This is a genomic window from Paracoccus amoyensis, from assembly GCF_014490725.1.
Taxonomy (GTDB): domain Bacteria; phylum Pseudomonadota; class Alphaproteobacteria; order Rhodobacterales; family Rhodobacteraceae; genus Paracoccus; species Paracoccus amoyensis.
In genome coordinates, this window is the sequence record NZ_JACOQL010000001.1 from 611,096 (window position 1) to 635,772 (window position 24,677).

Annotated in this window: 26 protein-coding genes; 8 read left to right on the forward strand and 18 right to left on the reverse strand. The window is 59.3% G+C overall.

Annotation, left to right across the window (positions count from 1 at the left end; all coding sequences use genetic code 11):
* Positions 1-189: 189 nt before the first annotated feature.
* Complete coding sequence (locus H4P12_RS03210) at positions 190-792, reverse strand: thiamine phosphate synthase (protein WP_187792140.1); 603 nt, start codon at positions 790-792, stop codon at positions 190-192.
* A gap of 79 nt (positions 793-871) precedes the next feature.
* Here H4P12_RS03210 and H4P12_RS03215 point away from each other — a divergent pair, with 79 nt between their 5' ends.
* From H4P12_RS03215 to codB, 6 genes are all read left to right on the forward strand, one after another.
* Complete coding sequence (locus tag H4P12_RS03215) at positions 872-1,594, forward strand: RNA methyltransferase (RefSeq protein WP_187792466.1); 723 nt, start codon at positions 872-874, stop codon at positions 1,592-1,594.
* Positions 1,595-1,632: 38 nt separating this feature from the next.
* A complete protein-coding gene (gene ctaA / locus H4P12_RS03220) occupies positions 1,633-2,781 on the forward strand; it encodes a heme A synthase (RefSeq protein WP_187792141.1) in 1,149 nt (382 codons plus the stop codon).
* Positions 2,778-4,250, forward strand: coding sequence for a carboxypeptidase M32 (locus H4P12_RS03225; protein ID WP_187792142.1), 1,473 nt, complete (start codon positions 2,778-2,780; stop codon positions 4,248-4,250). Before ctaA ends, H4P12_RS03225 begins: the two co-directional genes overlap by 4 nt.
* A 134-nt stretch (positions 4,251-4,384) precedes the next feature.
* A complete protein-coding gene (putP, locus tag H4P12_RS03230) occupies positions 4,385-5,848 on the forward strand; it encodes a sodium/proline symporter PutP (protein WP_187792143.1) in 1,464 nt (487 codons plus the stop codon).
* Between the two features lie 266 nt (positions 5,849-6,114).
* On the forward strand, positions 6,115-6,570 hold the full coding sequence (locus H4P12_RS03235) for a nucleoside deaminase (protein ID WP_187792144.1): 456 nt from the start codon (positions 6,115-6,117) through the stop codon (positions 6,568-6,570).
* Positions 6,571-6,588: 18 nt separating this feature from the next.
* A complete protein-coding gene (codB, locus tag H4P12_RS03240) occupies positions 6,589-7,887 on the forward strand; it encodes a cytosine permease (protein ID WP_187792145.1) in 1,299 nt (432 codons plus the stop codon).
* 64 nt (positions 7,888-7,951) lie between these two features.
* Here codB and preA read toward each other — a convergent pair whose 3' ends face one another.
* The 6 genes from preA to H4P12_RS03265 form a co-directional block, all read right to left on the reverse strand.
* Positions 7,952-9,250 carry an NAD-dependent dihydropyrimidine dehydrogenase subunit PreA gene (preA, locus tag H4P12_RS03245; protein ID WP_187792146.1) on the reverse strand — a complete coding sequence of 433 codons (1,299 nt, stop codon included), beginning with the start codon at positions 9,248-9,250 and terminating at the stop codon, positions 7,952-7,954.
* 32 nt (positions 9,251-9,282) lie between these two features.
* A complete protein-coding gene (locus H4P12_RS03250) occupies positions 9,283-10,638 on the reverse strand; it encodes an NAD(P)-dependent oxidoreductase (protein ID WP_187792147.1) in 1,356 nt (451 codons plus the stop codon).
* A gap of 101 nt (positions 10,639-10,739) precedes the next feature.
* A complete protein-coding gene (locus H4P12_RS18660; protein ID WP_246448820.1) occupies positions 10,740-11,237 on the reverse strand; it encodes an ATP-binding protein in 498 nt (165 codons plus the stop codon).
* Between the two features lie 68 nt (positions 11,238-11,305).
* Positions 11,306-12,037: a hypothetical protein gene (locus H4P12_RS18665; RefSeq protein WP_246448822.1), complete on the reverse strand. Its 732-nt coding sequence runs from the start codon at positions 12,035-12,037 to the stop codon at positions 11,306-11,308.
* Complete coding sequence (locus H4P12_RS03260) at positions 12,034-12,696, reverse strand: response regulator transcription factor (RefSeq protein ID WP_187792148.1); 663 nt, start codon at positions 12,694-12,696, stop codon at positions 12,034-12,036. Before H4P12_RS03260 ends, H4P12_RS18665 begins: the two co-directional genes overlap by 4 nt.
* Positions 12,697-12,743: 47 nt before the next feature.
* A complete protein-coding gene (locus tag H4P12_RS03265) occupies positions 12,744-13,079 on the reverse strand; it encodes a PepSY domain-containing protein (protein WP_187792149.1) in 336 nt (111 codons plus the stop codon).
* Positions 13,080-13,213: 134 nt separating this feature from the next.
* Here H4P12_RS03265 and H4P12_RS03270 point away from each other — a divergent pair, with 134 nt between their 5' ends.
* Positions 13,214-14,269, forward strand: coding sequence for a hypothetical protein (locus H4P12_RS03270; protein WP_187792150.1), 1,056 nt, complete (start codon positions 13,214-13,216; stop codon positions 14,267-14,269).
* Between the two features lie 54 nt (positions 14,270-14,323).
* Here the strand turns inward: H4P12_RS03270 and H4P12_RS03275 are convergent, their stop codons facing one another.
* The 9 genes from H4P12_RS03275 to H4P12_RS03315 form a co-directional block, all read right to left on the reverse strand.
* The gene (locus H4P12_RS03275) at positions 14,324-14,935 is read right to left on the reverse strand and encodes a YitT family protein (RefSeq protein ID WP_187792151.1); all 612 of its coding nucleotides are present in this window, start codon (positions 14,933-14,935) and stop codon (positions 14,324-14,326) included.
* A 74-nt stretch (positions 14,936-15,009) separates the two neighbouring features.
* Positions 15,010-15,993, reverse strand: coding sequence for an ABC transporter substrate-binding protein (locus H4P12_RS03280; protein ID WP_187792152.1), 984 nt, complete (start codon positions 15,991-15,993; stop codon positions 15,010-15,012).
* A gap of 31 nt (positions 15,994-16,024) precedes the next feature.
* A complete protein-coding gene (locus H4P12_RS03285; RefSeq protein ID WP_187792153.1) occupies positions 16,025-16,858 on the reverse strand; it encodes an ABC transporter permease in 834 nt (277 codons plus the stop codon).
* Positions 16,855-17,718, reverse strand: coding sequence for an ABC transporter permease (locus tag H4P12_RS03290; protein WP_187792154.1), 864 nt, complete (start codon positions 17,716-17,718; stop codon positions 16,855-16,857). Before H4P12_RS03290 ends, H4P12_RS03285 begins: the two co-directional genes overlap by 4 nt.
* 204 nt (positions 17,719-17,922) lie before the next feature.
* Positions 17,923-18,729 carry an ABC transporter ATP-binding protein gene (locus H4P12_RS03295; protein WP_187792155.1) on the reverse strand — a complete coding sequence of 269 codons (807 nt, stop codon included), beginning with the start codon at positions 18,727-18,729 and terminating at the stop codon, positions 17,923-17,925.
* Positions 18,726-19,223 (reverse strand): hypothetical protein, encoded by a 498-nt coding sequence (locus tag H4P12_RS03300; RefSeq protein ID WP_187792156.1) that lies wholly within the window; start codon positions 19,221-19,223, stop codon positions 18,726-18,728. The genes H4P12_RS03295 and H4P12_RS03300 overlap by 4 nt, the downstream gene beginning before the upstream one ends.
* Before the next feature lie 10 nt (positions 19,224-19,233).
* Positions 19,234-20,685, reverse strand: a complete 1,452-nt coding sequence (hydA, locus tag H4P12_RS03305) for a dihydropyrimidinase (protein WP_187792157.1) — start codon at positions 20,683-20,685, stop codon at positions 19,234-19,236.
* A 4-nt stretch (positions 20,686-20,689) separates the two neighbouring features.
* The gene (locus tag H4P12_RS03310; protein ID WP_187792158.1) at positions 20,690-20,935 is read right to left on the reverse strand and encodes a hypothetical protein; all 246 of its coding nucleotides are present in this window, start codon (positions 20,933-20,935) and stop codon (positions 20,690-20,692) included.
* On the reverse strand, positions 20,932-22,197 hold the full coding sequence (locus H4P12_RS03315; RefSeq protein ID WP_187792159.1) for a Zn-dependent hydrolase: 1,266 nt from the start codon (positions 22,195-22,197) through the stop codon (positions 20,932-20,934). The genes H4P12_RS03310 and H4P12_RS03315 overlap by 4 nt, the downstream gene beginning before the upstream one ends.
* A 316-nt stretch (positions 22,198-22,513) precedes the next feature.
* Between H4P12_RS03315 and H4P12_RS03320 the strand changes: the two genes are divergently transcribed.
* Positions 22,514-23,137, forward strand: a complete 624-nt coding sequence (locus tag H4P12_RS03320; protein ID WP_187792160.1) for a TetR family transcriptional regulator C-terminal domain-containing protein — start codon at positions 22,514-22,516, stop codon at positions 23,135-23,137.
* 47 nt (positions 23,138-23,184) lie between these two features.
* Here H4P12_RS03320 and H4P12_RS03325 read toward each other — a convergent pair whose 3' ends face one another.
* Positions 23,185-23,775 carry a TetR/AcrR family transcriptional regulator gene (locus tag H4P12_RS03325; protein ID WP_187792161.1) on the reverse strand — a complete coding sequence of 197 codons (591 nt, stop codon included), beginning with the start codon at positions 23,773-23,775 and terminating at the stop codon, positions 23,185-23,187.
* A gap of 199 nt (positions 23,776-23,974) precedes the next feature.
* Positions 23,975-24,535: a peptidoglycan L,D-endopeptidase MepK gene (gene mepK, locus H4P12_RS03330; protein WP_187792162.1), complete on the reverse strand. Its 561-nt coding sequence runs from the start codon at positions 24,533-24,535 to the stop codon at positions 23,975-23,977.
* Positions 24,536-24,677: the final 142 nt, after the last annotated feature.

The window sequence follows — 24,677 nt, forward strand, 5'->3', positions numbered from 1 at the left end:
TCAGTTGCCCGAACCATCAGGTGCAGGGCAGTCCTAAGGGCCGCGAGGGTCAATTCATGCTTTTCTGCGCCGCCGGGCACTTGCCTTGGCGCAAGGCGCGGAAAAGTCGGTTTGCAGCGGCGTATCCATGACCGTCGGGCTTGTTTCACCCGGTGTAAGGCCGCGCTTATGCAAATAAAGGCAGGAAGTTCAGCCCCAGAGGCCCTTCAGCGTCGCTGCCGGATCATCGCTGGTCCAAATTTCAGGGCCGATGGCGATAAAATCCGTAATCGGCGATAATTGCTGAATCAGATCGCGGGTGACCGCGCCTTCTGCAACAATCGGCACTTCGATCATTTCCGACCACCATTGAAACAGATCCAGCGGTGCCGGCTCACCGCGGCCAAGCGCGGTGTCCCCCACGGGACCAAAGCTGACATAATCGGCACCCGCTTCGGCGGCGTTCATCCCATCGTGACGCGATGCCGCGCAGAACGCACCGACGATGGCATCCGTGCCCAGTTCTTTGCGCGCCTCGCGGACGCCGCGCGTGCCATCGGTCAGGTGAACCCCGTCCAGGCCGTGTCGCTGCGCCAGCCGCACATGATCGTCAATCACCACCGCCACATCACGCTGATGCGCTATTTCCCGGGCCAGATCGGCCAGCCGACCCAGCTCGTCTTCTTCGGCACCGCCGCGAATCCGCAGACAGGCGACCGGAAAGCGGTCCATCACATCGGACAAAAGCGGCGCAAGGGTCGACGCTTGTGCACCGGCAGGGGTCATCAGGTATAGTTGCGGCGCATCGGTCATCTGGCTCTCCATCTTTCTTTAGCAAATAGCGCAGCTTGCCGCCCGCTGCCAGACGGACTATGCGACGGGGATGGAACAATTGCCCATGAAACCCGTCATTATTCTGGTTCGCCCGCAAATGGGTGAAAATATTGGTGCCGCAGCGCGTGCGATGCTGAATTTCGGTTTGACCGAGATGCGGCTGGTCGCGCCACGCGATGGCTGGCCGAACCCCAAGGCCGTCGCGATGGCGTCGGGCGCTGCAGGCAAGGTGCTGGATCACGCCCGCGTCTATCCAACCCTGGCCGAGGCGATGGAGGGCATCGACTATGCCTTCGCGACGACCGCGCGGGGCAGGGAACTGACCAAGCCGGTCTTTACCCCGGCCACGGCGATGGAAAAAGCCCGCAGCCATGATGGCCGCTGTGCGATCCTTTTTGGCCCCGAACGCGCGGGTCTGGAAAACGAAGATGTCGCGCGCGCCAATGCCATCGTGACAGTGCCGGTCAATCCTGACTTCCCGTCGCTTAATCTGGCGCAGGCAGTGTTGTTGATGGGCTATGAATATGGCCGCGATACGTTGCCGCCCGAACCCTCGCCGCACCATAAACGGGCCGAATCCGAGGTTCTGGCCGATCGGATCGAGATCGAAAAGCTGGGCGACCACTATGAAGAGCGCCTTGAAGGCGCTGGCTTTTTCTTCCCCGAGGAAAAAGCGGCGAATATGAAGCTGAATTTGCGCAACATGTGGGCGCGTCTTGCGTTGACCCGAAGTGATGTGCGGATGCTGCATGGCATCCTGCGGCAATTGACCCGCCGTTAAGCCCAACCTACTGTCCGCCCGTTCTGAAGGAGCAAGCGATGGCCAAACGCCCCGTATTCGAAGAGGTTTCGGATCCGACCGCCAGCAGTCGCCCCGTTGCCACAACAGGCATGATCGACGCCGCACCCAAGGGCGCACGTCGCGCGATCCGCATCTGGCTGATCATCCTGTTCGTGATGGTGACGGCCATGATTGCGCTTGGCGGTGCAACGCGTCTGACTGATTCCGGCTTGTCGATTGTGGAATGGGCGCCTGTCACGGGCACGCTGCCCCCTATGACCCAGGCGGATTGGCAGGCTGAATTCCAAGCCTATCAGCAAATTCCACAATACCAGCAGCTTAATCCGAACATGGATCTGACCGGTTTCAAACAGATTTACTGGTGGGAATGGTCGCACCGTCTTCTGGGCCGGATGGTCGGGCTGGTCTGGGCGATTGGCTTCTTTGGCTTCCTGCTGACCAAGCGTATCCCGACGGGCTGGACCCCGCGGCTGCTGGGCGTTGGCGTGCTGGGCGGCCTGCAGGGGGCAATCGGCTGGTGGATGGTCAGTTCGGGTCTGGTCGAAGGGATGACCAGCGTGGCGTCCTATCGTTTGGCGATCCATCTGGGGCTGGCCTTTGTCATTCTGGGTTTGATCGCGTGGTATGTCCTGCTGTTGGGACGGTCCGAGGCAGACACGGTTCGCGCCCGCCGCGCGGGCGAGCCAAAACTGTTTTCCATGTCCACCGGTCTGATGCATCTTGCCTTTGTCCAGATCCTGATTGGTGCTTTGGTGGCTGGTATCGATGCCGGCCGCACCTATACCGGCTGGCCGACCATGGGGGGCGAATGGATACCCGCCGCCATCTGGGAACCCGCCCTTGGCTGGCGCAACCTGTTCGAGAACCCGGCTCTGGTGCAATTCGTCCACCGCATGGCCGGTTATCTGTTGGCGATCTTTGCCGTCGTCGTCTGGATACGTGCCCGAAAATCGCCACATCCGGTGACACGGGGGGCGTTTACTGCCATGCTGGTGATGGTCGCGGTTCAGGTCGGTCTGGGCATCATGAACGTGCTGCACGCGTCACCGCTGCCATTGGCGTTGATCCACCAAATTGGTGCCATCGCCCTGTTCGTGCTGATTATCCGCGCCCGTTATAACGCCCGCTATCCCTATGCAACTTCGGTCAGGGGGACCATCCGATGAGCGCCATGAACGACCTTCTTGCCTTTCAACGGCAGACCGAGGCGTTGTCCTCGATCGCGGAACGTCTTGGATGGGATCAGGAAACGGTGATGCCGCGCGGCGCCGCCGAACAGCGCGCCGAAGAGATGGGCGCGATCGAATCTGTGCTGCACGAACGCCGCACCGATCCCCGTATCGGTGAATGGCTGGAAGCGGCCACGCCCCGGACCGAGGCTGAGAGCCGGGCCATCGAACTGATTGCCCGCGACTTCAACCGCGCTAACCGGGTGCCCGCGCGCCTTGCGACGGAATTGGCGCGGCTGACCTCGCTTTCGCAGGGAATCTGGGCGGAAGCGCGTGCCAATGAAGACGCCGAAGAATTTCTGCCGACCTTGGATCAGGTTCTGATGCTGAAGCGGGAAGAAGCTGCGGCGCTGGCCGAGGGCGGTGATCTTTATGATGCGCTGCTGGACGACTACGAACCGGGAATGACCGGTGCCGAAATCGCGTCGCTGTTTGATGCCATGCGCCCACGTCTGGTCACGCTGCGCGAGGATATTCTGGGTGCGGGTGTTCAACCGCAAGAGTTGACCGGCCATTTTCCGCAGGAAACACAGCTTCGTCTGGCACGCACCTGCGCCACCGCCTTTGGATATGATTGGTCGCGCGGCCGGATGGATGTGGCCGTGCATCCGTTCAGTAGTGGCCGCTGGCAAGACAGCCGGATCACAACGCGCGTCGTCGAACCCGATCCGTTCAACTGCCTGTATTCCACGATCCACGAAGTCGGACATTCCAGCTATGAGTTGGGTATCGATCCCGATTACGCCTTTACGCCACTTGGCCGTGGCGTTTCGATGGGCGTTCATGAAAGCCAAAGCCGCATCTATGAAAATCAGATGGCCAGGGGCCGTGCCTTTACCGGCTGGTTGTTCAACAGGATGTCGGATGCTTTCGACGGACTGAACATTACCGATGCTGACGCATTCTATGCCACCGTCAACCGTGTCACCCCCGGCTTTATCCGAACCGAGGCGGACGAGGTTCAATACAACCTGCACATCATGATGCGCTTTGATCTGGAACGTGACCTGATCGCCGGGCGGCTGGATACCCGCGATCTGGTCGAGGCCTGGAACAGCCGCTTCCAGAAGGATTTCGGTGTTGCTGTGGACCGTCCTGCCAATGGGGTGTTGCAGGATGTGCATTGGGCCATCGGCCTGTTCGGATACTTTCCGACATATGCCTTGGGCAACGTCTATGCCGGTTGCCTGAATGCTGCCATGCGGGAAGATACCCCGGATCTGGATGACACGTTGGCGCAGGGCGACGCCGCGCCGGGCGTTGAATGGTTGCGCGAAAACATCCACCGCCATGGCGGTCTGCTGCCTCCACGGCAGTTGGTCGAGGAAGCGACCGAAGATGATATCAGTCCGGAACCGCTGCTGGATTATCTGGAAGACAAATTTTCGACAATCTATAAGCTGTAAAGCTTGTCGGATCATTCAAAACCTACATGGGATCGCGGCATTCATGTCGCGCCCCCCAACCGATTCGACCCCGCCCGGCGCAGCCTGTAACACAATCGCGCAAAATTTAACGATGGCGAATCGGAGGAAAATTTATGGCGACGGGAATCTGGATCAGTCTGATTCTTTACTTTGCGCTGATGCTGGCCATCGGGGTCTATGCTTGGCGCAAATCCACATCCAACTCTGAAGAATACGTGCTTGGCGGGCGAAATCTATCGCCCTCGGTCGCGGCCCTGTCGGCCGGCGCATCGGATATGAGCGGCTGGCTGTTGATGGGCCTGCCGGGGGCGCTGTATGCCACCGGTCTGGTCGAGGCATGGATCGGGATAGGGCTTTTCGTCGGCGCATTCCTGAACTGGATCATCGTCGCGCCACGCCTGCGCGAACAGACCGAGCGATATGACAACTCTCTGACGATCCCGGCGTTTCTGGCGAACCGCTTTCCCAGCAAGGCGACCCTGCTGCGTGTGGTTTCGGCCGTGATCATCGTCATATTCTTCATCGTCTACACGGCCTCTGGCCTGGTTGCTGGCGGTAAGCTGTTTGCCAGCGCCTTCAACGGCAGCTACTCGACCGGGATCTGGCTGACCCTTGGCGTCGTGCTGGCCTATACCGTCGTTGGTGGCTTTCTGGCCGTCAGCCTGACCGATTTTGTTCAGGGCATCATCATGATGCTGGCTTTGGTCATCATGCCGCTGGTGGTCCTTTACGGCCCCGGTGGCGGCGGGATTGAACAGGCGCGCGAAACTCTGTCGCAGCTTGGGCCTGACTATTTCTCGCTGACGACGGGCCTGACACTGTTCGGCTTCCTTTCGGCAATTGCCTGGGGGCTGGGCTATTTCGGCCAACCCCATATCATCGTCCGGTTCATGGCGGTCCGCAGCGTCGAGGCGGTTCCCGCGGCCCGCAATATCGGGATGAGCTGGATGTTGATCTCACTGTTGGGCGCCATCGGCATCGGTGTCTTTGGCCGCGCCTATGTTCTGCGCAATGGCATTGAAATCGACGATCCGGAAACGATCTTCATCGTTCTGGCAAACCTGCTGTTCCACCCGCTGATGACGGGCTTTCTTTATGCCGCACTTCTGGCCGCCATCATGAGCACGATTTCCAGCCAGTTGCTGGTGGCATCCTCATCCCTGACCGAGGATTTCTATCACCTGTTCCTGAACCGCGAAGCCAGCGACAAGACTTTGGTGACTGTCGGACGTATTGCCGTTCTTGCAGTCGGTATCATCGCCGCAATTATCGCTCAGAACCCGGATTCCAACGTTCTGGGTCTTGTGTCGAATGCCTGGGCAGGGTTCGGTGCGGCCTTTGGCCCGCTGATCATCCTGTCGCTGACCTGGCCGCGCATGACCGGGGCAGGGGCGGTTGCCGGCCTGATCGTCGGTGCTGTCACCGTCATTCTGTGGATCGCGCTTGGTTTGAACAGCAGCATCCTTGGCGGTCCGGGCCTGTATGAGATCATCCCGGGCTTCATCTTGTCGATGATCGCTATCGTTGTGGTCAGCAATATGACCTATACCGGAAATGAATTCCGCCCGCGCAGCTAAACTGCGGTCGTAAATGATACTCCAAAGGGCGGCCAGATCGGCCGCCCTTCTCATGTGTATCTGCCCGAAATTCCGACTGGACTGCCAAGGAGGTCAAAAGCTGCCCGATCCGTCGGCATTGTTGCGTGACTTGGGGACAGCTTCGTGTTCAAGTCTTTTCACAGCGCAGGATCACGGGAAATGTTGATAAGATTGATCTATAATTCTGACATTGCTGTCTTTTCTGTAGCTGCGATCAACCGCTAGGACACCAGACTGAGGCTCGCATGAACGACGACTTGGATCAAAAATTTCTGGGCATCGCCTTGGCCGAGGCCGAGATGGGGCTTGCAGCTGGCGGCATCCCAATCGGGTCCGCTTTGGTCCGTGACGGACAGCTTGTGGCCAGTGGCCATAATCAGCGCGTCCAGCAGGGCGACCCCATTGCACACGGCGAAATGGCTTGCCTGCGAAACGCGGGCCGCCAGCGCAGCTATCGCGATACGGTCCTCTATACCACGCTTAGCCCCTGCATGATGTGCAGCGGAACCATCGTTCAGTTCGGTATTCCTCGCGTCGTCGTGGGCGAGGCTGATACCTTTGACGGCAACATCGAATTCCTCCGCTCCCGCGGGGTCGAGGTCGTTCTGATGAATGACGACTCCTGCAGGGATGTGATGCGGCGCTTTCTCTCCAAACCCGAAAATCTTGCGATCTGGAACGAAGACATCTCCGAGGATTGATCAGAAAAAGGACCACAGATGGATGCGGAACAGACATCGACAGCAAACGACGACAGTCAGGATTTCCCCCTTTCCGAAGTTCCCCTGTCAGCCCGAAAAAGTCTTGGGTCGCTTTGCGTGGTGCTTTTGGGGTTCACTTTTTTTACCGCGACGATGTTTGCCGGTGGGCAACTTGGTGTGGCGTTTCCCTTCTGGCCCGATCTTGCGCTGATTGTCCTGGCAGGCAATCTGCTGCTTGGTGTTTATGTCGCCATCCTCAGCCTGATCGGCAGCCGCACCGGCCTGAATACCGCATTGCTCAGCCGCTTCGGCTTTGGGCGTATTGGCGCGCGTCTGCCCGATCTGATTCTTGGGTTTACCCAGATCGGATGGTATGGCTGGGGCACCGCAACAATGGCAGTCGTGTTATTGCGATTGTTGGGTGTGGACGCCGAAGCCGCACCTGCGCTGACCTCGACCCTGATCGTGGTTTTTGGCATGGCCTTCTGCTGGACGGCCTATATCGGTTATCGCGGGTTGGAACTTCTGTCGCTGGTTTCGGTCCCGCTGATGATCCTGCTGCTGGCGGTATCGCTGTGGATCGCGATTGGCGATGCAGGCGGTTTGCGCGGCCTGGCCGCAATTTCCCCGACGGCGACGCTTGGTATCGGCACGGCCATCACGATCGTCTTCGGAACCTTTGTCTCGGGCGGCACGCAGGCCACCAACTGGACCCGCTTCGCCCGCAAGCCCAGCCATGCCGTCTGGGGTGCGCTGGCCGCATTCTTTATCGGGAACGGCCTGATGATCGGGACCGGGGCGATCGGCGCTTTGGTTTATCAGCAACCCGATATCGTCGATGTCTTGGTCGTGCAGGGCCTTACGCTTCTGGGGATCGTCATGCTGGTGCTGAACCTGTGGACCACGCAGGACAACACGATCTACAATTTCTCGGCGGTGGGCTGCACGGCCTTGGCGACAGACAGGCGCCGATTGGTCACCATCCTTGGCGCGATCATCGGGACGATCCTGGCCCTGATGCGCATAGATCTGTATCTGATCCCGTTCCTGCTGATGCTTGGCACATTCATTCCGCCCATAGGGGGCGTGATCATGGCCGATTATGTCTACAAGCATCGCGGCACCTATCCGGCTATCGCCACCGCCAGGCTTCCCGCCGTCAACATCCCGGGGCTTGCCGGATACGCATTCGGCTGCCTCGTCGCATATGTTTCGCCGGGCGTGCCACCGCTTAACGGCATCGTCACGGCAATTGTCGTCTATATCGTGGCGGACAAATTGCTGAGCCCAAGAAAATCAGGTGCCTCGGCACGCTGATCAAGGCCCTTGCCGTCTTCTGTGCCAAAATATCCCGGGGGTCCGGGGGCAGCGCCCCCGGCTTTTACTCGGCGGCCTTGGCCATCGGGTTATTCGGATGCGTGGTCCAATTCGCATAATCACCGCGCTTGATACCGGTGCGCAGATCCATCTCACCCGGTTCAAGCTCTCGCATGGTGATGCAGTTTTCGACCGGGCAGACATCGACGCACAGGTTGCAGGCGACGCATTCTTCCTCGATCACCTCGAAGACGCGGCCCGGTTTCATTGCAATCGCCTGATGGCTTGTATCCTCGCAGGCGGCATAGCAACGTCCGCATTTGATGCAGTCATCCTGATTGATCACCGCCTTGGTGACATAGTTCAGGTTCAGCTGGTTCCAGTCGGTCACATTCGGCACTGCACGCCCGATCAGATCGGACAGTTCCATCTCGTGACCGTCCAGATAGTCGCGCAGCCCCGAGATCATTTCCTGCACGACCTTGAACCCATAGGTCATTGCCGCTGTGCAGACCTGCACGTTTCCCGCACCAAGCGCCAGGAATTCGGCCGCATCGCGCCATGTCGTTACGCCGCCAATTCCGCTGATCGGTAAACCGCGCGTTTCGGGACTGCGGGCAATCTCGGCCACCATGTTCAGTGCAATCGGCTTGACCGCTGGCCCGCAATAGCCGCCATGCGCGCCCTTGCCGTCAATGGTCGGTTGTGGCGCGAACAGGTCCAGATCGACAGATGTGATGCTATTGATGGTGTTGATCAAACTGACCGCATCTGCGCCACCGCGTTTCGCCGCCTCGGCCGGTTTGCGCACATCGGTCACGTTCGGGGTCAGCTTCACGATGCAGGGCATGCGCGAATATTGCTTGACCCAACGTGTGACCATTTCGATATATTCGGGCACCTGACCGACGGCTGCACCCATTCCACGCTCGCTCATCCCGTGGGGACAGCCGAAATTCAGTTCCACACCATCCGCGCCGGTGTCTTCGATCTGCGCCAGGATGGCTTTCCAGCTTTCCTCGTCACAGGGCACCATCAGCGAAATGATCAGCGCCCGGTCGGGATAGTCACGCTTGACCGATTTGATTTCGCGCAGGTTCACCTCTAGCGGACGGTCGGTGATCAACTCGATATTGTTGATGCCCAGAACACGCCTGTCGGCACCATAGACCACGCCGTAGCGCGGCCCGTTGACGTTGACCACCGGCGGCCCTTCCGAGCCGAGGGTTTTCCAGACGACACCACCCCAACCGGCCTGAAAGGCCCGGCGGACGTTATATTCCTTGTCCGTAGGCGGGGCCGAGGCCAGCCAGAACGGATTGGGCGATTTGATTCCGATAAAATTGCTGCGCAGATCAGCCATGTCAGGCTCCTTTCGCGAAGAACGGTTCGGCCTCAGCCGGGAATTTCAATCGGGCGACCCGTCAATGTAGCGTCGATATCTTCGGCGGCGTCGCGGCCTTCGGCGACGGCGGTGACTGTCAGATCATCGCCCCCCGCCGCGCAGTCGCCCCCCGCCCAGACACCATCCAGATTTGTGCGACCCGGGCCATTGACGGCAATCTTGCCGCCGTCCAGCGCCAGCCCGGTCGGCATCAGGTCCAGCGTCTGACCGATGGCGCGGAAAAGCTGATCGGCTTTCAGCCGGAACCGCTGATTTGTCTCGACCAGATGGCCGTCGACTTCCTCGGTATAGGCGAACTCGACCTCGGCCACCGCGCCATTCCCGTGCACGGCCAAGGGCGAGGCGTTGTGGATGATGCGCACGCCGGATGCGGTTGCATGATGCTGCTCATGCTCACTTGCACTCATCCGTTCCTGGCCACGACGATAGACGATGGTGACGTTCTCGGCGCCCAGCAATTTGGATTGCACCGCTGCGTCAACGGCGGTCATGCCGCCACCAATCACCACAACATCGCGGCCAATCGGCAGGGTGGTCAGATCATCCGCCTGACGCAAATCCCGAATGAAACTGACCGCATCCAGCACATTGCCGCGCTCCTCGCCATCAGCGCGAAGCGCGTTCACGCCGCCCAGACCCATGCCAAGGAACACGGCGTCGTAATCATTGCGCAAATCCTCTAGCGTGATGTTGCTGCCCAGACGTTGGTCATAGCGTATTTCGATGCCGCCGATGCCCATCAACCAGTCGACTTCGGCCTGCGCAAAGCCATCAACGGTCTTGTAGCTGGCGATCCCGAATTCATTCAGCCCGCCGGCTTTAGCCCGTGCCTCGAAGATCACGACGTCATGGCCTTTGGCGGCCAGACGATGCGCGGCGGACAGACCGGCAGGACCTGCGCCGACGATGGCGATGCGCTTGCCCGTGGGCTCTGCCCGCGAAAACGGATGCTCGGGCTGCGCCATGAGGCCATCGGTGGCATAGCGCTGCAATGCGCCAATCTCGACCGGCATGCCCTCGGCATCCATGCGGACACAGGAACCTTCGCACAGGTTTTCGGTAGGGCAAACGCGGGCGCACATGCCGCCAAGGATATTTGAATGGAAGATGGTCATCGCTGCGGCGTCGGGCGTGCCGGTCACGATCTGGCGAATGAACAGCGGAATGTCGATGCTGGTCGGGCAGGCCGTGATGCAGGGCGCGTCATGGCAGAAATAACAGCGATCAGCGGCTACATGTGCCTCATGCGCGTCCAGCGGGGGCGCGACATCGACGAAATTCACGACAAGTTCTTCGCGGGTCAAACGACCGGGCACAACACCGGGCGCAAGTCTGGCTTGGGACATATTCCTGTCTCCTGGCTCACCTGTTGGTAATATTCAGGCTGACACAGGTTCTTTTTTTTATCAAATGGTAAAATTAAGCGCGTGCCGGATTTGCGTCTTTTTCAGGCTGGAAGGGTGATTTTCGCGGCAAGGCCGCCGATTTCCGCACGCTCCAACCGCAACTCGCCGCCATGCAGCGCTGCCAGATCGGCCACGATGGCAAGCCCCAGTCCCGAACCCGAGGCGCCGTGCTCATCCAGCCTTCCCCCCCGGATCAACGCACGTGGCGCATCCGTTTCCGTCATGCCGGGGCCATCATCCTCGATGCTGATATGCAGCGCATCGGTGGTTTGCGTCACCACGATACGCAGGTTTTCGCGTCCCCATTTCACCGCATTTTCGGACAGGTTTCCGATCATTTCTTCCAGATCCTGACGCTCGCCCATGAAGAACGCATCGACGGGGCATTCAATCTCGGCCTGCATACCCTTGTCCTGCATCGGCCATCGCAGGACCAGCAGGATGTCGTCGATGACCGGCCGCACCATCGTCCGCTGCCCCAGAAGACGCGGACCGGCCGTCCGTGCACGTCGCAGATGCCAGCCGATCAGCCGGTCCATGCGGGTTATCAGAGCCTGTCCATGATGATCGGGCGAAAGCTCATTCGCCAGTGCCGCCAGGGGCGTTTTCAGCGAATGGGCCAGATTGCCAGATGCTGCCGAGAGCGTGCCAGCAACGCGGCATTCTGATCCAGACTTGCGTTAATCTCGGCCGTCAGAGGTTGTAGTTCCGTGACATCGGGCATCGACAGGCGTTCAGCCTTGCCCGCCCGCACCAGCGACAAATCCTTGCGCAGCCGGTCCAGACTTTGCAGGCCGCCCATGACCTGCACAACACTGGCAATCGCCAGGCCGATCCCCAGAACCGCCAGCGCAATCGCCAGCGGGCGGCTTATCGTGGCCAGGCTGGCGTCAATCTGTTCCTGCGGAGCGGTGACGGTGATGGCGATTTCGGCATCGCTATAGGGAATGGTGACTTCACGGCGCGTCACGCGCAGCGCCGCGCCATCCGCCCCGACCCCTTGGCCGCCAAGGTAATCGCCCGCTGGGCCTTCCAACTTGCCGTCAAGCAGTGAATCCGATCGTGCGACGACAAGGCCGTTCGCGGCGACCTGCCAATACCAACCGGTGAGAGGCAGGGCAAAGCGGGGGTCGACCGGGCGGTCATCCAACTCGATCCGGTTATCATCAACGTCAAGACCCGCGATGATGCCGTCCGCGATTGCCCCGGCCTCGGCATCAAAGCGGTCAGTGACAAAATCGTTCAGCAGGGACGAGATGAACAGAAACGCGGCCAGCAACGCGGCGGTGATCCAGACCGCCGCCAGCAACAATAACCGCCCGCGAATGGATCGAATCATTGGCCGTCCTGCAGCAGGTAACCTTCTCCCCGCCGAGTTTCGATAACACCCTCACCGACCTTTTTGCGCAGACGACCGATAACGACCTCGATGGATTTGAAATCGCGGTCGGTGTCGGCTTCGTAAAGATGCTCGGACAATTCGATCCGGCCGATCACGCGGTTCTTGTGGTGGATCAGATAGCTGAGGATACGGTTTTCAAAGGCCGTCAGTTTCAGCGCGACGCCGTTCAGCGTGATGACGCTAAGCTGGCTGTCCAGCTTGAGTGGTCCGGCCTGAATGACGGATTGCGCATGTCCGGCGGCGCGACGGATCAATGTCTGACAGCGCAGCACGACCTCGTCCAGACGAAAAGGTTTGACGGCATAATCATCCGCACCCGCGCGAAAACCCGCGACTTTGTCGGTCCAATCGCCGCGTGCCGTCAGGATCAACACCGGCATGGTCACGCCGTGATCGCGCCATGCTGTCAGGACTTCAATCCCTGACATGCCGGGCAGGCCCAGATCAAGGATGGCCACATCATAAGTTTCGGTAGAGCCCAGAAATTCGCCTTCGTCGCCATTGGCCGCACAATCGGTGACAAAGCCCGCATCCTGCATCGCCGTGGCCAACTGCCCCGACAACATGGGGTCATCTTCGATGATTAAAGCTCGCATCGTGTTTTCCTTGATGACTCTTGCTGCGATTACTCGTTAAAAACCGTTCACTTCCGTCGCGCTTGCAATTGACCACGCCCGGCCACATCCAGAAACTTTCCGTCACGTGCATCAATCCGAATATTCAGCAAATTTCGCTGCGTGGTGACAAGGCGGAATTCATAGATCAGCGACGCGCCCATGGCACGTTCCTGTGCGGTGGGCGGTTGGATCTGCGCGGCAACCATGCGTCCAGAATACCGCTGAGCTACCAATGCGGCCATTTCGTGAAAGGGCTGTGGGCGAAATTGTTCGATGTCTTGCGTCGTAAGTGCCGTATCCTGCGCCGCCGCTGGCAGAACCAGCGTCATCAGGATCAGAAAGGGATAAAGGTATCGGCGCATGGACCTGCACTATATTCTTGAACCCCAACGGAAACCAAACAGCCCATTGGCGTTTCATTCGGTATCCGACAGCTAGAAACGATTCGTCCGGTTGCGGCAAGACTGCAACCCGTATCGAAGAAAGGTAGTCAAAGATGACCACAGGCAAGTTTATCACATCGGGCGCCATTCTGGCACTGATCGCAGGGCTTGGCGGCGCGGTAAGCGCCCAGACTGAACCGACAGCGGGACAGACATTGCCGGCGCCGCTGGCTGCGCTGAATCTGACCGATCTGCAGATCGACACCAAGCGTGACGGCATTCGCAAGATCGAAGGTATGACCGCAGAGGGCGTTAAGATCGAAGCCCAGCTCGACATGGCTGGTAACGTGATCGAACTTGAAGCGGACGACGGTGTATTGCCACAATCGCTGATCGACGCCTATTTGCCGCAGGCCGCGCGTGATCACGCGTTCATGGGGTCATTCGCTCAGATCGAAGAGATCAATATTCTCCCCGATCTGATCGTCGTCAGTGGAAATCAGGAAAACGGTGACGATATCGAAGCCGCATTCGATAAAGAAAACAAGTTGGTGAAGGCAGAGTTTGACGACGCGGCGCTGCCTGCTTCGGTGATCGAGGAGATGGTGCCGCAATCGGTGCGTGAAGGCGACATTTTTGCCCAGTTCGCAATCGTAGAGGAAGTCGGCCAGAGGCGTGACATCCTGATTGTCAAAGGCGATGATGCCGATGGCAAGGGCATGGGCGCGGCCTTTGATCAGGACGGGCGTGTGCTGCGTTTCGGGCGTGAAGGCGACCGGCCGCGTGGTCCGCGCTTTGGTGATGACGGCCCGCGCGGAGACGACCGTGGTGGCTGGGGGCGTCATGGCCCAGGTGACCACGGTCCTGACGGGCATCGCGGTGACAAGCACGGTCGGAATGGGCATGGTCCTCGCGGTGATGACCAACGTGGCGACGGTTCTCGGGACGATGGCCCTCGCGACAATGACGAAGCCCGGATGGTGCCCGCCCAGCCCAGCTTTGATGCGGTTGCGGTAAACAAGACCTTGACCGAGGCTGGCTACAGCAATTTCGGTTTCCTGCGCCCGCAAGGCAATTCGGTTGTGATCGAAGCCACCAATCCGCAGGGCGAAAATGTCCTGCTGGAATTGGGCGCTGATGGAGACGTCGTGCGCGAAACCGCCCGCTAAGGCCCAACAGTTTCGCGAAATAAAAGGGGTAGGTGACTGCCCCTTTTATCATGTCTATGCGATATAGCGATCTTTGCGGTGGTTGATCGTTATGGTCATGTTCAGCACGACCGCGCCAAGAAAGCTCCACGCGACGGTGGTCGGATCGCGCAAGGTCAGCGCAATCAAAAACAGCACTGCGTCAAAAATCAGCTGGACCCAACCGGCTTTGAAGCCGGTGGCATCCTGAATATAAAGCCCCACGATCCCGATACCGCCCAATGACGATCCGTGCCGGAACAGGGCCAGCAACCCGGCCCCGCACAGGCAGCCGATCAGCACCGCAGCGACTGCCGGATGCACCGCGCCGAATTGCAGATAGGACGGCAAGATCAGTGTCATCGCTGACAGCATCGCCACGGCGACAAAGCTTTTCGCAACGAAACGCGGGCCAAAACGCTTCCAGCCCAGCCAGTAGAACGGGATATTGATGATGAAGAATACAAGACCAAAGGACCAGCCCGTCGCATAGCTGATCAGCAGCGCAAGCCCAGCGGTCTGACCGGTGACAAAGCCCATATGGGTCAGCAACAAAACTCCGACGCTGGACATGAAACTGCCAAAGGCAATGCCCTGAATGTCGTCGATAAAGCCGTGCTTTTGGTAGGGTGTTTCAGTTGTTTGCATGCGCCGCTGATGCCGTAACCATACCGCGCAGGCAAGAGGGAAAGGCCAACTGGCGGCCTTTCCCGAAGGTGCGATTAGTCAAATGCACGATCTGTGATGATGTGATTGAATGCCCCTTCTGGCGCGGCCGAGATGACGGGGTCGGACCCCCCCGACAGCAGCGTATCAACGGTGCGCTGATAATCGGCCTCATCCAGAACACCGGTGCTGCCCTCGGTCAGTTTGGCGACTTCCTGCGCCATGCGAACCTGATGCTCCAGTGTCTGTGCGCCTGTCTCGTCATTTTCCAGAACGATCTCGGCGGCTTCTTCGGGGTGTTCGGCGGCATAGGCCCAGCCCTTCATACTGGCCCGCACGAATTGAACCAGACTTGTGACCTTTTCAGGATCGTCCAGTGTGCTTTCCAAAACATACAGCCCATCTTCCAGCGTCGCGACGCCCTGATCTTCGTATTTGAAGGTGACAAGATCATCGGGTGTCAGGCCGGCATCCAGAACCTGCCCATATTCGTTATAGGTCATCGTGCTGATGCAGGCCGCCTGCTTTTGCAGCAGCGGATCGACGTTGAAGCCTTGTTTCAGGACCGTCACCCCATCGGTGCCACCCTCGGTTGACAGACCAAGATGGTTCATCCAGCTGAGGAACGGATATTCGTTCCCCGAAAACCAGACGCCCAGGGTCTTGCCGGCGAAATCGGTCTTGGGGTCGGTAATGCCGCTTTCCTTCAGGCAGGTCAGCATCATCCCGGACCGTTTGAAGGGCTGCGCGATATTGACCAATGGCAGGCCCTTTTCACGCGCGGCCAGCGCGGCGGGCATCCATTCAACGATCACATCTGCGCCGCCTCCGGCCAGAACCTGCGTGGGCGCGATGTCGGGGCCGCCGGGGAGGATGGTCACATCCAGCCCTTCTTCTTCATAAAAACCCTTGTCCAGCGCGACATAATAGCCCGCGAACTGGGCCTGTGTGACCCACTTCAACTGCAAGGTCAGCTCTTGCGCCCAACCGGCGCTGCCACACAGGGCGGCGATCGCGACCCCCATCATCAGTCTTTTCATTTTACCCTCTCCTGTTGGGCGCAAGGCCCTGTTAAGTGCGCTGCGACGGGTGCCAGAACGTCACCTTCTTTTCGATCAGCGCAACAATTCCATAGAATAGTGATCCCGCGATGGCGGCTGCCAGAATTTCCGCCCAGACCAGCGGCAAATCCAGCCGCCCCACGGCGGTCGAGATGCGAAAGCCCATGCCCCTTGTCGGGCTGCCGAAAAACTCGGCAACGATGGCGCCGATCAAGGCAAGCGTGGTGGTGATTTTCAGGCCGTTGAACAGAAACGGCATCGCAGCGGGCATCCGCAATTTCCACAGCGATTGCCAATAGGGCGCGGCCCAGGTCGCCATAAGATCGCGCTGCATCGCCTCTGTCGCAGCCAGTCCTGCGACCATGTTCACAAGGATCGGAAAGAACACCATCACCACAACGACAGCAGCCTTTGACTGCCAGTCAAACCCGAACCACATCACCAGAATTGGCGCGATGCCAACGATGGGCAGGGCGGCGACGAAGTTGCCAATGGGCAGCAATCCGCGCCGCAGGAACGTGCTGCGGTCGATGGCAATTGCGGTCACAATCGCGGCCAGTGCGCCAATGATCCAGCCGGTCAATGCACCCTTGATGATGGTTTGCACAAAATCGGTCCACAGAACCGGCAGGTTCGCCATGAAGCTGGCCCCGATCTGACTGGGCGCGGGCAGAATGACCGATGGCACCGAATAGATCCGCACGATCATTTCCCACAGCAGCAGGATGGTGGTGCCAAAGACAATTGGAACCAGCGTGCGTGTCAGCCGTGTGTCGAAACGCGACAGCCAGCTATTCACCCCCCAGGCCCCAAGCCAGACAATCAGGATCGGCAATGCGGTCATCGCGCCAACCCCATCCGGTGCAAGGTCAGTTTTTCAACCACGCCAATCAGCATCACCAGCAGCGCGGCAAGGATCGCGGCCGCAAACAGCGCCGACCAGATCTGCACCGTCTGTCCGTAATAGCTGCCCGACAGCAGCCGCGCGCCAAGGCCCGCCGTCGCACCAGCGGGCAATTCCCCCACAATCGTGCCCACCAGCGACGCCGCGACCGCAACCTTCAGGCTGGCGAACAGATAGGGCAGGGACGACGGCAGACGCAACCGCCAGAATACCTGCGCAGCCGACGCATTCCACGATTGCATCAGATCAAGCTGCATCCGATCAGGGGTGCGCAGCCCCTTGACCATGCCGACCAGCACTGGAAAGAACGAAAGCCACGCTGCGATGATCGCCTTGGGCAACAGCCCGGTGACGCCCGCGCTGGCAAAGACCACAATCACCATCGGCGCGATGGCCAGAATAGGAATGCTTTGACTGGCGACTGCCCAGGGCATGACCGACTGATCCATGGTGCGGCTGTGAACAATGCCAACGGCCAGCGTGATCCCTGCAAGTGTGCCGATCGCAAAGCCCGCCATGGTTGCCGACAGCGTGATCCAGCCATGCCAGACCAAGCTGCGCTTTGACGTGAATTTCTGCCCGAACAACCCATCCCAAAGGCCCATCGCGACCTGATGCGGTGCTGGCAGCACCGGACGTTCCTGCGTCAGAGTTTGCCGGATCAGCTCATCCGTTGTCAGGGTCGTATCTGCCCGCGCGGCCTGATCCTGTGCCCACTGCGCATTCATCCAGACCGCGGCGCCATACCAGACGACAATAATCGCCAGAAGAACGGTCAGAACGGGCAGGGCGCGTGTCATGGCCGTCCCCGCCTTGAACGAACGACAGACAGATCCACGAACAACGTCGTCATCGCGGTCCCTGCAGAAAATCCCGGTTTGGTATCGCGCCGGATGGTGTCTGCGGCACAGACGGCACATCCTTTCCACCACGCGGACAGAATGTGCAGGCTGACCATTCCGGAAGGGTGCAGTTGCGTGCGCCGGCGTAACAGGACCGCGTGGCTAATCATCGCCATGCCCCTCTCGCAGCCCTTCGCGCACTTCATGAGCCAGCGCGATGAAGTCCGGCGTGTCGCGGATTTCCAACGGACGCTCAGCGGGCAGGGGGCTGTTGATGATCTTCGTTATGCGGCCGGGACGGGGCGACATGACGACGATCTTCGTCGACAGGTAGACCGCTTCAGGAATGGAATGCGTAACAAAACCGATGGTCTTCTGCGTCTTCTTCCACAGTTCCAACAATGCTTCGTTCAGCCGGTCACGGACGATTTCATCCAGCGCGCCGAAGGGTTCGTCCATCAGCAGGATATCGGCGTCAAAGGCCAAGGCACGGGCGATGCTGGCGCGTTGCTGCATCCCACCCGACAGTTGCCACGGGTATTTGCCGCCAAAGCCCGCCAGATCGACCAGTTCCAACACCCGCTCAATCCGCTGCTGTCTGTCGGCTTTGGAAAATCCCATGATTTCCAGCGGAAGCGAGATATTCCCCGAAATCGTCCGCCACGGATAAAGACCCGGAGCCTGAAAGACATAGCCATAGGCGCGGGCCTTCCGCGCTTCATCCGGGCTCATCCCGTTGACGGTCAGATTGCCTCCGGTCGGCGTCTCCAGCGCCGCGATGGTGCGCAAGAAGGTGGTCTTGCCGCAGCCCGAAGGCCCGATGAAGCTGACGAAATCGCCCTGATTGATGGTCAGGTTCACATCCTTCAGCGCATGGACGGGGCCATCGGCGGTCTGGAAGGTCAGGTCGATGTTCCGGGCGGTGATGACGCTTCGCCCCCCGCTGTCACCGGTTTTATTTGGCTTCATGCTGCCTCATCGCCATGAAAGTATAATTGTGCCATCACCAATCCGATTGAGCAAAGCGCGATCCAGATCATGAACAGCATTGACGGCGGGAATGAGCCGGTAATCAAGGCGCTGCCCCGCCAGACGGCGGTGGCGATCGGGAACAGGGCTGCGATGACTGCCGCTATTGTCATTACGCTTAGCCTGGCAGCATTCAGGACCCGCAGGCCAAGGGCGCGAGACAGGCGATAGGTTATCCCCCAGGTCATGAAGATCGGTATCGCTAAAATGACCAGCAATATCGCCGACAGAATCAGACCATAAAGGGTGATCAACGCAAAACCTCCAAACGCGGCGCGGATCTCGCCTGTCACGACTATTCCGATACTTAGGAAACATGCGATCAGAACCGGTGTCAGCACCGCCGTCATCGCGACGCCCTTGAAGAAGCCGCGCCCCAGTCCATAGCTGGAGGCATGCGTTTCAAAGAGCGGGGCGAGGCCGGGCTTGCGCATCTGACGCGTCTCACACCCCCGTCGCCGGAATGCCGGATCGCTCCACCGGCCTCGGCGCGGTCAGTTCCTTCCATGCCGACAGCGCCCGGTTCACCGTCCCCCTCGGCTCGCGCGCCACGAACTCGCCATGGCCTTCGCGGCTATCGACCTTCCCCTCGGTCACGGCGACCACACCGCGCGTCAGCGTGAAGCGCGGCAGGCCCTTTACATGCTGACCCTCGAAGACGTTGTAATCAATGGAGGATTGTTGCGTATCGGCCGCGATCACCTTCTCGGCTTCGGGGTCCCAGACCACCAGATCGGCGTCGGAACCAACCAGCACCGCGCCCTTCTTCGGATACATGTTCAGGATCTTGGCGATATTGGTCGAGGTGACGGCCACGAATTCGTTCGGGGTCAGCCGCCCGGTATTCACCCCATGCGTCCACAGCATCGGCATCCGGTCCTCAAGGCCGCCGGTGCCATTGGGGATCTTGGTGAAATCGCCGATGCCGGTGCGTTTCTGATCGGTGGTAAAGGCGCAATGATCCGTCGCCACCACCGACAGCGACCCCGATTGCAGCCCCGCCCACAGGCTGTCCTGATGCAGCTTGTTGCGGAAGGGCGGGGACATGACGCGGCGGGCGGCATGGTCCCAGTCCTTGTTGAAATATTCGCTTTCATCCAGCGTCAGATGCTGGATCAGCGGCTCGCCCCAGACCCGCTTACCTTGGGCGCGGGCGCGGCGGATGGCCTCGTGGCTGTCCTCGCAGGAGGTATGGACGACATAAAGCGGCACGCCGGCCATGTCGGCCACCATGATGGCGCGGTTCGTCGCCTCGCCCTCGACCTGCGGGGGACGGCTATAGGCATGCGCTTCGGGACCGGTATTGCCCTCGGCCAGCAGCCGGGCCGAGAGTTCGGCCACCACATCGCCGTTTTCGGCATGGACCAGCGCGATGCCGCCCAGATCGCCGACGCGGCGGAAGCTGGCGAACAGCTCGTCGTCATTCACCATCAGGGCGCCCTTATAGGCCATGAAATGCTTGAAGCTGGTGATGCCGCGTTTGACCACCTCCTCCATTTCATCGAAGACCTGCTGCCCCCACCAGGTGATCGCCATGTGATACGAAAAATCGCAATGCGCCCGCCCGACCTTGTTGTCCCACATCTGAAGCGCGTCGAGCAGCCCCTGACCGGGCGAGGGCAGGGCGAAATCCACCACCATCGTGGTGCCGCCCGCCAGCGCGGCCCGCGTGCCGGATTCAAAATCGTCGGCGGAATAGGTGCCCATGAAGGGCATTTCCAGATGCGTATGCGGGTCGATACCCCCCGGCATGACGTAGCAGCCGGTCGCGTCCAGCACCTTGTCGCCGGTCAGGTTCTCGCCGATCGCCGCGATTTTCCCGTCCTCGATCAGCACATCGGCCTTGTAGGTCAGATCGGCTGTGACGATGGTGCCGTTTTTGATGACTGTGGTCATTGGATCAGTCCTTCTTATCGCGGGATGTTATTTTTGAGATCACTCTCACCATGCCACCTCGCTGCTGATCTAGGGCGCGCTCAAGTGCTGTTCCACCACGCATCACGCTGTAACATATATATAAAATTGGAAATGCACTGACAAAGTCGAACCATTTGGGCGACGGGTTCGACATCAGGCTCAGGAGCGTCGCATAAAAGAGGAAGAAAATGACGACAACGGTTGCAACTCGAAGCAAGAATTCTTTCACCGCACCACCTCCGCCACATCCAGCACCGCATGCAGCAGCACATCCGCCCCCGCCGTCGCCGATTCCGGGCTGATCTCCTCGGCCTCGTTATGGCTCAGCCCGTCCACGCATGGGCACATGATCATCACCGTCGGCGCCACGCGGTTGATCCAGCAGGCGTCATGCCCCGCGCCCGAGACGATGTTCATATGGCTGTAGCCCAGATTCTGGGCGGTGTTGCGGACGATATCGACCAGCTGTGGATCAAAGGTGACGGGGTCAAAATGACCGACAGGTTCGATCTCTATGCCAAGCCCCAGATCGGCCGCGATCTGCGGAGCCTCGGCTTCCAATCGGTCACGCATCGAGGTGAGCTTGCCCAGATCGGGGCTGCGAAAGTCGATGGTAAACACCGCCTTGCCGGGGATGACGTTGCGGCTGTTGGGATAGAAATTCGCCTGACCGACAGCGCCCACGGCCCCGGGTTGATGGTCCATGGCGATACGGTGCACCGCCTCGATGATGCGCGCCATGCCCAGCCCGGCATTCACCCGCATATTCATCGGCGTGCTGCCGGTATGCGCATCTTTGCCCGTCAAGGTAACCTGTAGCCACCACAGGCCCTGGCCATGCGTCACAACGCCGATCTGTTTTCCTTCGGCCTCAAGGATAGGACCCTGTTCGATGTGGTATTCAAACATGGCGTGCATCGGACGACCGCCCACATCTTCGGTGCCGCGCCAACCGATACGATCCAGCTCATCGCCGAATTTCTTGCCATCGGCATCTTCACGGGCATTGGCGTAATCTTCGGTATGCATCCCGGCATAGACGCCGCTGGCCAGCATCGCAGGGGCGAAACGGGCGCCTTCTTCGTTCGTCCAGTTCACGACGACAATCGGGCGCCGCGTCTGAATGCCCATGTCGCGGATTGAGCGGACGACCTCTAACCCCGCCAACACGCCCAACACACCGTCGTATTTTCCGCCTGTCGGCTGCGTGTCCAGATGGCTACCGATATAAACCGGGTCCAGTTCGGGTTCGTTGCCCTCATGGCGCATGAACATGTTGCCCATGCGGTCCAACGCCATGGTCATGCCCGCCGCTTCGCACCATTCCTTGAAACGCGCACGGCCTTCGGCGTCAGCGTCCGTCAGCGTCTGGCGGTTGTTCCCGCCCGCCACGCCGGGCCCGATCTTGGCCATTTCCATCAGGCTGTCCCACAAACGGTCACCGTCGACCTTCATGTTCGCAGCCGAAACTGACCCGTCTGTCTCGGTCATTTTTCATCCTTCCTGTCTGACCACCCCATCTTGATGCGGGGTTGGCTGGATGGGTTCACCACCCCGCTACGCAAGCTGCATCCGGGGCGCTTAACGCCGTTGTTCCGTCACGTCTGAATCGTCGTAAGGTCATGTTCTCATTGCGGGTTACACAGTGCGATGCGGATGCGTATCATCCCGACGACCTTGCAGATTATTGACCGGACGGTCAAAGTCAGGCTAGCACGGACCTATTACCAGTCAAGCGCCCTGATTGGGCAAGACGACAGAAGTTCGCCGCTGCCTAAATTTGGCTCATGCCACGATTGGAAATGTCATGCCTGATCAAGCAGAGACGCGCTTTACGCGCATCCAGCAGAAAAATCGCGATGCCATTCTGATGGCGGCCCTGACGGTTTTTTCGGCAGGTGGGTTCAAAGGCTCTACAATCGACCAAATCGCTGAGGCAGCCGGTATGTCCAAGCCGAACGTCTTGTATTACTTCACCTCGAAGGATGAAATTTATCAGACCTTGTTGCAACAATTGCTTGCAACCTGGCTGGCACCGCTGAGGAGGCTTGATCCGGCAGGTGATCCGCTTAATGAACTTCTTGAATATGTTCGCGCAAAACTTTGTATGGCAAGAGATTTTCCGCACGAAAGCAGATTGTTCGCGCATGAAATTCTGGAGGGCGCACCACAGCTTCGCGACATTCTGACGACAAAATTGAAGCCATTGATTGACGCAAAAGTGGCGATATTGAACGATTGGATGAATCGCGGGGCGATCAGGCGCACCGACCCGCACCATCTGATCTTTTCGATCTGGGCGCTGACCCAGCATTACGCCGATTTCGAAACGCAGGTCCATGCTGTTCTGGGTCCCGGGCATGACCCCTATGCCGAGGCAGAGCCCTTCCTGAACAATCTTTACCGCAGGATGCTGACGGTCGATCCTTGAGCGGCGAAGGGCCTTGAGTGGCGAAGGGCCGTGATTGATGATGGGCCCTAATTGCTTGCGGGCTTTTCCAGCAGGGTGGCAGAAGACCCGATCATATCCAGATATTTATGAGTGGCACCGACCAGGTCTTCGATCTTGCGCTGTGCCCAGTGGTGCACCGCAATATTTGTGGTCGCGATGATCGAGGCTGACAGAATTTCGATATGAACTTCTTTGCCCGCAGGCATCCGTCGTGTCAGCAGATCGCGCATTTCCACCCGCCGCGCCAGAATCGCGCTGCCTCGCAGCGCGTCAAGCTTGGGGTCATCCGCCGCAAGCGTCAGGATATGGGCGATCATGTCACGTTCGGCTTCGAAGCGGCGCAGATGGGTGGCGATCAGGACTTTCAGATCTTCCAGCAAGACCCCCCGAGATATGACGAATTTTTCGGCCGCATCTTTCGGGTAATGCGGCAAAGGCCCCATGATCGCCGCTTCCTTATAGGGATAATAGTTGAAAAAGCTGCGCGTGCTGATACCGGCCTCTCGGGCGATGGCTTCGGTTGTGGTGTTGGCAAGGCCATTCTGGACAGCCAATTCAACAGCTGTTTCCTGGATTCTTTTGGCTGTGCGATACCGGCGTGTCGGCACGGTTGCCATGGCAGTATTCCTGTCTTCGGATGGGTCGCCGGATTGAAATGAACCGGGCACCGGCGCGACTGTCGCCGGAAGCGAAATAAATTGACCCAAGGCGCAAAAATGTCGGGAGTAACAGGATACTGGAAACCACTGCGCCACCCGCAATATAACGGGCGGCGTCGCAGGTATAGCGATAAGTGTGCTTACAACCAGCTAAAACTTATGCGCCCCAATTGCGGACTGGCCCGCAATCCATATGGACGAAGTTTGAACGCGAATATTTACCGACGCCGCCAGCCCGGCAAGAGATGGCAGCATTATACATTTGCCCGACAGAGCGGGATTTCAGACGCAAATCAGCAGCTTTGCCAACCATATGCAGCGAGTTTCGTGCGACGCCCGAAGAACTGCGGCGCAACATCGCGTTGGTGCGTGGCGAGCGATAGCCCGACAGCATCATATAAGGCTCATTGGTCTGCAACAGCCGATGAGAGGCTGCGGCCACATCAATCGCGCGAGGGTCAATGCCGATGGCTTCGCCGGACCGCCAGTCACGCATGAAGATGTTGATTTCATTCAGAGCTTCGCGGATGTATTTGCCATCGACCCAATACACGGTATCAATGCTTTCGCCGGTTCTGCCAGAATACATACGGACGCGCCGCATGTCGCCTGCTCCGCGAAGAAACCCGAACGCGTTGGCCATTACCGGTGCGGCTGCGACGGTTGTCGCGGCAAACACGCCCAAGACACCCCGGCGGGAGAGTAGGTCCATTGTCATGTCAGATCGCCTGTCCTGCTTCGTTTTTTATTGTCGCCATTGTTGCGACGTGCCGAATTTAACCCCGGCTGGTAAACAATATGTCAAATCCAGACACGGTCAGAAACAGTTTCTTCACTCGGGTTCCTTGATATCATAAAGA

Coding starts and splice junctions, on each gene's coding strand:
- H4P12_RS03210 (WP_187792140.1), bottom strand. CDS start 792: ATGACCGATGCGCCGCAACTATACCTGATGACCCCTGCCGGTGCACAA.
- ctaA (WP_187792141.1), top strand. CDS start 1,633: ATGGCCAAACGCCCCGTATTCGAAGAGGTTTCGGATCCGACCGCCAGC.
- H4P12_RS03225 (WP_187792142.1), top strand. CDS start 2,778: ATGAGCGCCATGAACGACCTTCTTGCCTTTCAACGGCAGACCGAGGCG.
- putP (WP_187792143.1), top strand. CDS start 4,385: ATGGCGACGGGAATCTGGATCAGTCTGATTCTTTACTTTGCGCTGATG.
- H4P12_RS03235 (WP_187792144.1), top strand. CDS start 6,115: ATGAACGACGACTTGGATCAAAAATTTCTGGGCATCGCCTTGGCCGAG.
- codB (WP_187792145.1), top strand. CDS start 6,589: ATGGATGCGGAACAGACATCGACAGCAAACGACGACAGTCAGGATTTC.
- preA (WP_187792146.1), bottom strand. CDS start 9,250: ATGGCTGATCTGCGCAGCAATTTTATCGGAATCAAATCGCCCAATCCG.
- H4P12_RS03250 (WP_187792147.1), bottom strand. CDS start 10,638: ATGTCCCAAGCCAGACTTGCGCCCGGTGTTGTGCCCGGTCGTTTGACC.
- H4P12_RS18660 (WP_246448820.1), bottom strand. CDS start 11,237: ATGGACCGGCTGATCGGCTGGCATCTGCGACGTGCACGGACGGCCGGT.
- H4P12_RS18665 (WP_246448822.1), bottom strand. CDS start 12,037: ATGATTCGATCCATTCGCGGGCGGTTATTGTTGCTGGCGGCGGTCTGG.
- H4P12_RS03260 (WP_187792148.1), bottom strand. CDS start 12,696: ATGCGAGCTTTAATCATCGAAGATGACCCCATGTTGTCGGGGCAGTTG.
- H4P12_RS03265 (WP_187792149.1), bottom strand. CDS start 13,079: ATGCGCCGATACCTTTATCCCTTTCTGATCCTGATGACGCTGGTTCTG.
- H4P12_RS03270 (WP_187792150.1), top strand. CDS start 13,214: ATGACCACAGGCAAGTTTATCACATCGGGCGCCATTCTGGCACTGATC.
- H4P12_RS03275 (WP_187792151.1), bottom strand. CDS start 14,935: ATGCAAACAACTGAAACACCCTACCAAAAGCACGGCTTTATCGACGAC.
- H4P12_RS03280 (WP_187792152.1), bottom strand. CDS start 15,993: ATGAAAAGACTGATGATGGGGGTCGCGATCGCCGCCCTGTGTGGCAGC.
- H4P12_RS03285 (WP_187792153.1), bottom strand. CDS start 16,858: ATGACCGCATTGCCGATCCTGATTGTCTGGCTTGGGGCCTGGGGGGTG.
- H4P12_RS03290 (WP_187792154.1), bottom strand. CDS start 17,718: ATGACACGCGCCCTGCCCGTTCTGACCGTTCTTCTGGCGATTATTGTC.
- H4P12_RS03295 (WP_187792155.1), bottom strand. CDS start 18,729: ATGAAGCCAAATAAAACCGGTGACAGCGGGGGGCGAAGCGTCATCACC.
- H4P12_RS03300 (WP_187792156.1), bottom strand. CDS start 19,223: ATGCGCAAGCCCGGCCTCGCCCCGCTCTTTGAAACGCATGCCTCCAGC.
- hydA (WP_187792157.1), bottom strand. CDS start 20,685: ATGACCACAGTCATCAAAAACGGCACCATCGTCACAGCCGATCTGACC.
- H4P12_RS03315 (WP_187792159.1), bottom strand. CDS start 22,197: ATGACCGAGACAGACGGGTCAGTTTCGGCTGCGAACATGAAGGTCGAC.
- H4P12_RS03320 (WP_187792160.1), top strand. CDS start 22,514: ATGCCTGATCAAGCAGAGACGCGCTTTACGCGCATCCAGCAGAAAAAT.
- H4P12_RS03325 (WP_187792161.1), bottom strand. CDS start 23,775: ATGGCAACCGTGCCGACACGCCGGTATCGCACAGCCAAAAGAATCCAG.
- mepK (WP_187792162.1), bottom strand. CDS start 24,535: ATGACAATGGACCTACTCTCCCGCCGGGGTGTCTTGGGCGTGTTTGCC.